At 74.2% G+C, this 7451-nt stretch carries 8 protein-coding genes; 4 read left to right on the forward strand and 4 right to left on the reverse strand.

Annotated elements, in window-relative coordinates:
- The first annotated feature begins 3 nt into the window (after window positions 1–3).
- Window positions 4–774, forward strand: a complete 771-nt coding sequence (locus KBX00_RS23745; RefSeq protein ID WP_210830270.1) for an energy-coupling factor ABC transporter ATP-binding protein — start codon at window positions 4–6, stop codon at window positions 772–774.
- Here the strand turns inward: KBX00_RS23745 and KBX00_RS23750 are convergent.
- From KBX00_RS23750 to KBX00_RS23765, 4 genes are read right to left on the reverse strand one after another with little or no spacing between them, the layout of a single operon-like run.
- Window positions 764–1885 carry a hypothetical protein gene (locus tag KBX00_RS23750; protein ID WP_210830271.1) on the reverse strand — a complete coding sequence of 374 codons (1122 nt, stop codon included), beginning with the start codon at window positions 1883–1885 and terminating at the stop codon, window positions 764–766. The genes KBX00_RS23745 and KBX00_RS23750 overlap by 11 nt on opposite strands.
- Entirely contained in the window at window positions 1882–2598 is a 717-nt protein-coding gene (locus tag KBX00_RS23755) for a thioredoxin domain-containing protein (RefSeq protein WP_210830272.1), read from the reverse strand. The genes KBX00_RS23750 and KBX00_RS23755 overlap by 4 nt, the downstream gene beginning before the upstream one ends.
- On the reverse strand, window positions 2591–3088 hold the full coding sequence (locus KBX00_RS23760; protein WP_210830273.1) for a MauE/DoxX family redox-associated membrane protein: 498 nt from the start codon (window positions 3086–3088) through the stop codon (window positions 2591–2593). Before KBX00_RS23760 ends, KBX00_RS23755 begins: the two co-directional genes overlap by 8 nt.
- Window positions 3085–3642 (reverse strand): sigma-70 family RNA polymerase sigma factor, encoded by a 558-nt coding sequence (locus KBX00_RS23765; protein WP_210830274.1) that lies wholly within the window; start codon window positions 3640–3642, stop codon window positions 3085–3087. Before KBX00_RS23765 ends, KBX00_RS23760 begins: the two co-directional genes overlap by 4 nt.
- Window positions 3643–3948: 306 nt before the next feature.
- Between KBX00_RS23765 and KBX00_RS23770 the strand changes: the two genes are divergently transcribed.
- The 3 genes from KBX00_RS23770 to KBX00_RS29880 form a co-directional block, all read left to right on the forward strand.
- Window positions 3949–5604 (forward strand): copper resistance CopC/CopD family protein, encoded by a 1656-nt coding sequence (locus KBX00_RS23770; protein WP_374225356.1) that lies wholly within the window; start codon window positions 3949–3951, stop codon window positions 5602–5604.
- Between the two features lie 14 nt (window positions 5605–5618).
- The gene (locus KBX00_RS23775) at window positions 5619–6374 is read left to right on the forward strand and encodes a YcnI family protein (protein ID WP_210830275.1); all 756 of its coding nucleotides are present in this window, start codon (window positions 5619–5621) and stop codon (window positions 6372–6374) included.
- Window positions 6375–6517: 143 nt separating this feature from the next.
- The coding region (locus KBX00_RS29880) for a hypothetical protein (protein ID WP_210830276.1) at window positions 6518–7451 on the forward strand (934 nt) is incomplete at its 3' end.

Here is a 7451-nt window from a genome sequence, read left to right on the forward strand (position 1 = left end):
AGCGTGCAGCCCACCCCGCCCAGCCTGGACGTCCGTGGCGTCCGGTACGCCTATCCCGACGGCCATGTCGCGCTGCACGGCGTCGACCTGACCGTGGCGCGCGGCGAGCGGGTCGCGCTGCTCGGGCCCAACGGAGCCGGCAAGACCACGCTTGTGCTGCACCTCAACGGCATCCTGACCCCCACCGAGGGACACATCGCGGTCGGTGGGCTGACGATCGGCCAGGACCGGGCGACCCTCGCGGAGATCCGCCGCCGGGTGGGCATCGTCTTCCAGGATCCGGACGACCAGCTCTTTCTGCCCACCGTCGCCGAGGACGTGGCGTTCGGGCCGGCCAACCTCGGGCTGCGCGGGCCGGAACTGGCCGCCCGCGTGGACGAGGCGCTGGCTGCGGTGGGCATGTCGGAACACCGCGACCGGACCCCGCACCACCTCTCCTTCGGGCAGCGTCGTCGGGTGGCGGTGGCCACCGTGCTGGCGATGCGGCCGGAGATCCTGGTGCTCGACGAGCCGTCGTCGAACCTCGACCCGGCGGCGCGGCGGGAACTGGCCGGCATCCTGCGCACCCTGCCGGTGACCCTGCTGATGGTCACCCACGACCTGCCGTACGCGTTCGAACTCTGCGACCGCTCGGTCATCCTCGACGCCGGGCGGATCGTGGCCGACGGGTCGACAGCCGTCCTGCTCGACGACGAGGAACTGCTCGCCCGGCACCGCCTCGAACTGCCCTACCCGTTCCGCCCTGCGCCGGGGCGCACGCCGATCAGCGAGTGACGGCCGAGGTCGCAGTCGGGCGGCGGGCGGCGGCGTGCAGGCGCAGCAGCGCGGCGGCCAGCGCACCGGCACCGGCCACCAGCACGAGGATCACCAGGACCCGGGCGACGGTCGGCGGCCACGGCACCGGCAGCACGGCCCGGGCGAACCCGGCGGCGTTCGTCACACCGGCGAACAGGGCCAGGCAGACGCCGGCCAGCGCCACCACGAAGTCGACATCGGAACGGGGAGCCGACGTCCGCTCACCGCTCCCGGCGAATCCACCTCCGCCGCGCACCGCCCGCACCCCGGCGGCGATCGCCCCCAGGCCGGTCAGCAGGGTCCACACCGGACCGGTCAGCAGACCGGCCAGCACGGCGCCCAGCCCCTGCGCCCCGGCGTCGAGCGTCCGGCCGACCGCGAGCGCGACCGCAGCGGCCCCGCCGACGATCAGCAGCCCGCCGAGGGCGACGAGGGCCCGTCGGCCGGGGCCGGAGGCCGCCGGCAGCACCCCGAGCGCACCGACCGCCAGCGCGCCGACGACGGTCACCACCCACCAGGTGTACGCGTCCGGCGGCGGTACCCAGTCCAGGGTGCCGCGGATCTCCGCCGGCCCGTCCGCGCCGCGCAGCGGGACCACCCAGTCGCGTACCCGGTGCTCGCGGTCGGGCGCGGCGCGGACCTGGGCGGGCGGTTCCGCCTCGCGCCACAGGGCCCGCTGGTCGTGCCAGCGGGCCGTCGTCCCACCGTCGACGCGGTGCCAGCGCGGCTCGGCGGCCGGGTCGGCCTCGGCCGGCAGGGCGCTGTCGCCGACGATCGTGCGGTTGAGGTACGTCGCGGGCGAGCGGGAGTTCTCGTAGACCCCGTCCGGTCCGATCCGCAGGTACGGCTCACCCGAGTAGCCGATCACCTCGACCGGGCTGTCGCCGGTGTTCGTCAGTTCCAGCCGGGCACCCGCCTCGACGACCCGTACCCGCAGGTCCGGGTGGCCGGCGTCGGTGACGCTCACCCGGTAGTCGGTGCCGTTCGGCGCGTCCGCGCCGTGGGCGAGGGCGGGGGCGGGGGCGGCGGTCGCGAGGACCGCGGTGACGGTGGCGGCGAGCAGCAGCCCGACCCGGGCGAGCACGGTCACCGGCCGGCCGCCTCCACCGCTGCGGTGATGTTCTCCGGCGTCCACTCCCGCACCGGCTCCCCGTCGACCAGGATGGTCGGCGTGCCGGTGACGTCGGCCTGACTCGCCTCGGCGGTGACGTGCTCGGTCCACGGCCGGTACTTGCCGTCGCGGACGCAGCTGGCGAAACCGTCGCGGTCCAGCCCGACCTCGGCCCCGATGTCGATCAGCTCGTCGTCGCTCAGGCCGGCGCCGCCCTCCGGCGGCTGCCGCTCGAACAGCGCCTCGCTGAACTCGGTGAACTTGCCCCCCTCGGCGGCGCAGCCGGACGCGGCCGAGGACCGGGTCGAGTAGTCGGTGCTGGAGTAGCGGTCGAGGAAGGCCACCGGGTGGTAGACCACCCGCACCCTGCCGTCGGCGACCAACTGATCGATGGTGGCACCGCTTGTCTGTTCGAACTGCTTGCAGGCCGGGCAGATGTAGTCCTCGTAGATGTCGACGGTCACCGGCCCGGAGCCGACCACGATGCCGGTGCCTGCGTCGTTGGCGCCCGGCGGCGCGGTGAACTCGTCGGACTGCTGGCTGGACCAGACGCTCCAGCCGATCAGGCCGGCGACGACAAGCACCAGCACCGCGCCCACCGAGATCCACAGGGTCCGCTTGCGGCGCCGCTCCCGGGCAATCTGTTCCCGGACCACCCGGGCCGCGTCCTTGCGCCCCTTGCGACTACTCATTGTCGTCCTCCACCGGTTCGCCCGTCAGCGCGCCGTCGGCGGAGACGGCGGTGCGGGGCCAGATCAGCAGGAACCCGGCCAACGCCAGGAAGCCGATGTCCCGGAGGATCTCCGGGAGATAACTGGGGGTCTCCCCGGCCGGCAGTTCGCCGCCCACCCCGAAACAGCCGCAGTCGATGGCCAACCCCCGCGACCAGGCCGAGGCGATGCCGGCGATGAAGACCAGCAGCAGGGCCGCGGAGACCCCGGCGGTCAGCCGGGTGGCCAGCCCGATCAGCAGCAGCAGGCCCAACGCCAGCTCGACGAAGGGCAGTGCCGCGCCGACCACCATCGCCACGTCGTACGGCAGGACCTGGTAGGCGTTCACCGAGCGGCCGGAGGCGGCCAGGTCGCCGACCTTCGACCAGCCCGCCCAGAACCAGACGACGGCCAGGCCGAGTCGGACGGCGAGACCGAGCCAGGGGCGCCAGGTGCGCAGGTTGGCGTTCATCCGGCCAACGCCTCGCCGACGGCGTCGACCAGCTCGGCCCGGGCCCGCGCCACCCGGGAGCGGATGGTGCCGACCGGCACCCCCTCCACCGCGGCGGCCTCGGCGTACGACAGGCCGAGCAACTGGGTCAGCACGAACGCCCCGCGTCGTTCGGTGGCCAACCGGCGGACCAGGTCGCTCGCGCCGAGCTGACCGGCCGGGTCGGGGTGTGGCACGTCGGTGTGCGCGTGCGCGGTGAGCCGCTGGTCGAGTCGCCGCCGCCGGACCACCGTGCGCAGGTGGTCGGCGCAGGTCCGCCGGGCGATGCCGAGCAGCCAGGTGCGGGCGCTGGACCGGCCGGCGAAGGTGGGCAGCGCGCGGAAGGCCCGCAGGTAGGTCTCCTGGGTGAGATCGTCGGCGCTGTCCGGATCGACGAGCGCCGCGGCGAACCGCCACACCTCGGCCTGGGTGGCGCGGACGAACGCGGCCTGGGCGACCGGGTCGCCGTCCCGGGCGGCCAGCGCCCACCCGGTGGTCGGGTCGACGGTCGGGTCCGGCTCTGCGTGCTGCGCCACTCGGGCAGGTCGCCGGGGTCGACCGTCGGCGCGGTCCGTGGCGACGCCGCCGCTGTCGGCGGTGGCGGGGTGTCGCGCGGGGCGGGGATCACGACAACCCAGGTTACGCCGCGGCGCGGCGAGCAGCAGGGTCCTTCGGCCCTTCCATGCAATGCGCCACTCCGGGAACTTTTCCACTGTTGTGACCGACTATCCGCCTATGACGTCCGGTCCGGTCCCCGCGCGCCCGCGCCCGATCATGGGAAATCGGTATCAATCGATGAGCGCGCTCGCCTGGAACGGGTGTCGTCAGCGACCATGGGCGTCATGACTGCCGCCCTTCGCCGCCGGTTCGCCCGGCTGGCCGCGACCGCTGGCCTGTTGGTCACCGTCGTGGCGCTGCTGCTCGTCCCCGCCGGCCCGGCCAGCGCCCACGCCGTGCTGTCCAGCAGCAGCCCGGCCGCCTCGGCTGTGGTGCCCGCCGCGCCGGCCGAGGTGGTGCTCACCTTCAGCGAGACGGTCCGCAAGGTGCCGGACCGGATCCGGGTGATCGCCCCGGACGGGTCGCGCGCGGATCAGGGCGAGCCCACCTTCGCCGGCAGTGTGGTGAACATCCCGGTGGACACCGGTCGCGGCAACGGCACCTACCTGGTCACCTACCGGGTGATCTCCGCAGACAGTCATCCGGTCTCCGGCGCGTTCACCTACTCGGTGGGCGCGCCTTCCGAGCCGCCGGTGGACAGCGGCGACGACGGCCAGGCGAATCCGGTGGTCGGCAACGCGGTGAAGATCGCCAAGTTCGTCGGCTACGCCGGACTGCTGCTGGTCATCGGGCCGGCGCTGGTGCTCGCCCTGCTCTGGCCGCGTCGGCTGTCCCGACGCGGGCCGGCCCGGCTGGCCTGGACCGGTCTCGGGCTGGTGGCACTCGCCACGGTGGCGGCGATCCTGCTCCAGGTGCCCTACACCAGCGGCGGCGGACTGTTCGACATCACCGGCGACGGGTTGAGCCTGGTGCTCGGCAGCGCCTTCGGCGCCGCGCACCTGGTCCGGCTCGGCCTGTTGGCTGCGGTGGCGTTGCTGCTCCGGCCGCTGCTGGCCGGCCCGGTGGGCCGAACCGACCTGGTGATCCTGGGCGTGCTCGCGGTGGGAGCGCTGCTCACCTGGCCGATCGCCGGGCATCCGGCCGCTTCGCCGGCCCCGGCGGTGTCCGTGCTCGTCGACACGGTGCACCTGGGTGGCATGGCCGTCTGGTTGGGCGGATTGGTGATGCTTGCCGTGTTCCTGCTGCCCCGGGCCGACGAGCGGGAACTGGGGGCGATCCTGCCGATCTGGTCCCGGTGGGCGGCCCTGGCGGTCTCCGCGCTGCTGCTCGCCGGCACCGTCCAGGCGCTGATCGAGGTGGCCACCCCGGCGGCCCTGGTGAACACCACGTACGGGCGGCTGGTGCTGGCCAAGATCGGCCTCTTCGTGCTTGTCATCGCGGTGGCCGCCTACTCCCGCCACCTGGTACGCACCCGGGTGGCGGCCAGCCGACCGGCCCCGGTACGCCGGGCGATCTGGGCCGAGCTGGCGATCACCGTGATCGTGCTGGGGGTGTCGGCCACCCTGGTCCAGACCACCCCCGCCCGCAGTGTCTCCACGGACGTGTCCGCCGCCGAGAGCGGCTACTTCAGCACCACCGCGACCAGCTCGCTGTACTCCATGCAGATCGAGGTGTCGCCGGCCCGCCGGGGCAACAACTCGGTGCACCTGTACGCGTACACGCTCGACAACCAGCCGCTGCCGGTCGTCGAGTGGCAGGTCACGGTCGCCCTGCCGGCGGCCGGCATCGAGCCGATCCAGGTGCCCCTGCTGCCGCTCACCGACAACCACGCCACCGGAGAGATCAGCCTGCCCGCGGCAGGGGAGTGGGAACTGCGGGTCACCGCTCGTACCACCGAGATCGACCAGGCCACGGTGACCGCCACCGTGCCCGTCCGATAAGAGAGGTTCCATCGATGTTCCGTCACCGGCGTTTCGCCGCCACCGCTGCCGCGCTGACGCTCGGCGCCGTCGCCACGGCCGTGTTCGGCTTCGTGGCTCCGGCCTCCGCGCACGTCACGGTCAATCCGCGCGAGGCCACCCAGGGCGGCTACGGCCGGCTCGCGTTCCGGGTGCCGAACGAGAGCGACACCGCGTCCACCACCAAGCTGGAGATCTTCCTGCCGGAGAACGCGCCGCTCGGCTCGGTGTCGACCATGCCGGTGCCCGGTTGGTCGGTGGCCGTGGAGAAGCGGCAGGTCGACCCGCCGGTGCAGGTGCACGGCAGCGAGATCACCGAGGTGGTTTCCAAGATCACTTGGACGGCCGGGGAGGAAGCCGCCATCGCCCCCGGCACCTTCCAGGAGTTCCCGGTCTCCATGGGCCCGCTGCCCGAGGTGGACCAGATGGTCTTCAAGGCGTTGCAGACCTACTCCGACGGTGCCGTGGTGCGCTGGATCGACGAGCCGCAGGCCGGTGGCGAGGAGCCGGCCGCCCCGGCACCGGTGCTCACCCTCGCCGCCGCCGCCGCTGCCGACACGCCGACGGAGGCACCCGCGGACTCGCCCGCTGAGGCGCAGTCCGACGACAGCGACGACGAGGGCGGCAACGGCCTGGCGGTCGGCCTCGGCGTCGCCGGGCTGCTCGCCGGCCTCGGCGGGCTGGTGCTCGGTGGGCTGGCCTTCGCCCGCACCAGGCGCTCCGGCGACACGGCGGCGACGCCAGCCCCCTGAGGCGTCACCGCAGCGCAGGCCCGCCGGGGTGATCCCCGGCGGGCCGGCCCGCTTTCGGCGTCCGTGCCGTGGATATCCGCTGATTGGCGGGTCGGCGTAGGTAAGGTCGGCCGGGTGTCTGGCTACAGAGGGGAACAGGGCGCATGCGTTTCGTGTGGACGCTTACCGGAATGCTGCTGCTGACCATCGGCACCGCCGCCTTGATCGGTGCGGCCGCGCTCGGTCTGCTGACCGGCCACGCCGGCCCGGACGGGGCGTTCACCGCCCGGTTCGAGACCGTGCAGACTCCGGGCCACGCGGTGGTGGTGACCGACCTCGACGCGCTGGTGCGCAGGGAGGTGCCGTTCGCCCGGGGCGGGCAGGCCCGGCTGCGGCTGGACGCCCGTACCCCCGACGGGCCGGCCTTCGTCGGGCTGGCCCCGGCCGACGAGGCGCAGCGGTGGCTGGCCGGCGCGCCGCACGCCGCGGTGCTCCGGATGTCGCTGGCCCGGGGTCCACTGCCGGTCCGGCTGGAACAGGTGACCCCGCAGGCGGGGGCACCGCCGACCGTTCCGGCCGCACCCGCCGCGCAGACCTTCTGGGTACGCGCCGGCTACGGCGTACTCGAATGGAACCCCGACGACCTGGCCGGGCAGCGGCTGAGTCTGGTGCTGATGCGACCCGACGGTGGGGCGGGGGTGACGCTCGACCTGCGTGCGGAACTGCGGGCCGGCTGGATCGCCCCGGCCACCTGGGGCTCGCTCACCGGCGGGACGCTGCTGGTGATTCTCGCCGCGCTGGTGCTGCTGCGGCCGGTGCGCCCGCGCGAGGTGATCTTCGTGGTCGAGCCGGACCAGGTGCCGGTGCTCGCCGGACGGCTCGGGGTCAGCTCGCTCACCGGCCTGGGTGCCCCGATACCGCCCGGTCCCCGCCGGCTGCCCGAGCGCCAACTCGTCCCGGTCGCCGCCACGGTGCCCGCCACCACGACCCGACCCGCCATCGGCCCCGTCCCCCGCCCGGCCACCCTCGCCGAACTCCCCACCCCGCCCACCCCGCCCTCCCCGCCCCCGACAGGCTCCACCACGCCCTCGGCAACCC

It is taken from the genome of Micromonospora sp. C95 (assembly GCF_018070465.1).
In the GTDB taxonomy this organism is placed as follows: domain Bacteria; phylum Actinomycetota; class Actinomycetes; order Mycobacteriales; family Micromonosporaceae; genus Micromonospora.

What these genes read in the sequence shown, in the direction of transcription:
- KBX00_RS23760 (WP_210830273.1), bottom strand. Translation starts at nt 3,088, where the DNA reads ATGAACGCCAACCTGCGCACCTGGCGCCCCTGGCTCGGTCTCGCCGTC.
- KBX00_RS23775 (WP_210830275.1), top strand. Translation starts at nt 5,619, where the DNA reads ATGTTCCGTCACCGGCGTTTCGCCGCCACCGCTGCCGCGCTGACGCTC.
- KBX00_RS23755 (WP_210830272.1), bottom strand. Translation starts at nt 2,598, where the DNA reads ATGAGTAGTCGCAAGGGGCGCAAGGACGCGGCCCGGGTGGTCCGGGAA.
- KBX00_RS23770 (WP_374225356.1), top strand. Translation starts at nt 3,949, where the DNA reads ATGACTGCCGCCCTTCGCCGCCGGTTCGCCCGGCTGGCCGCGACCGCT.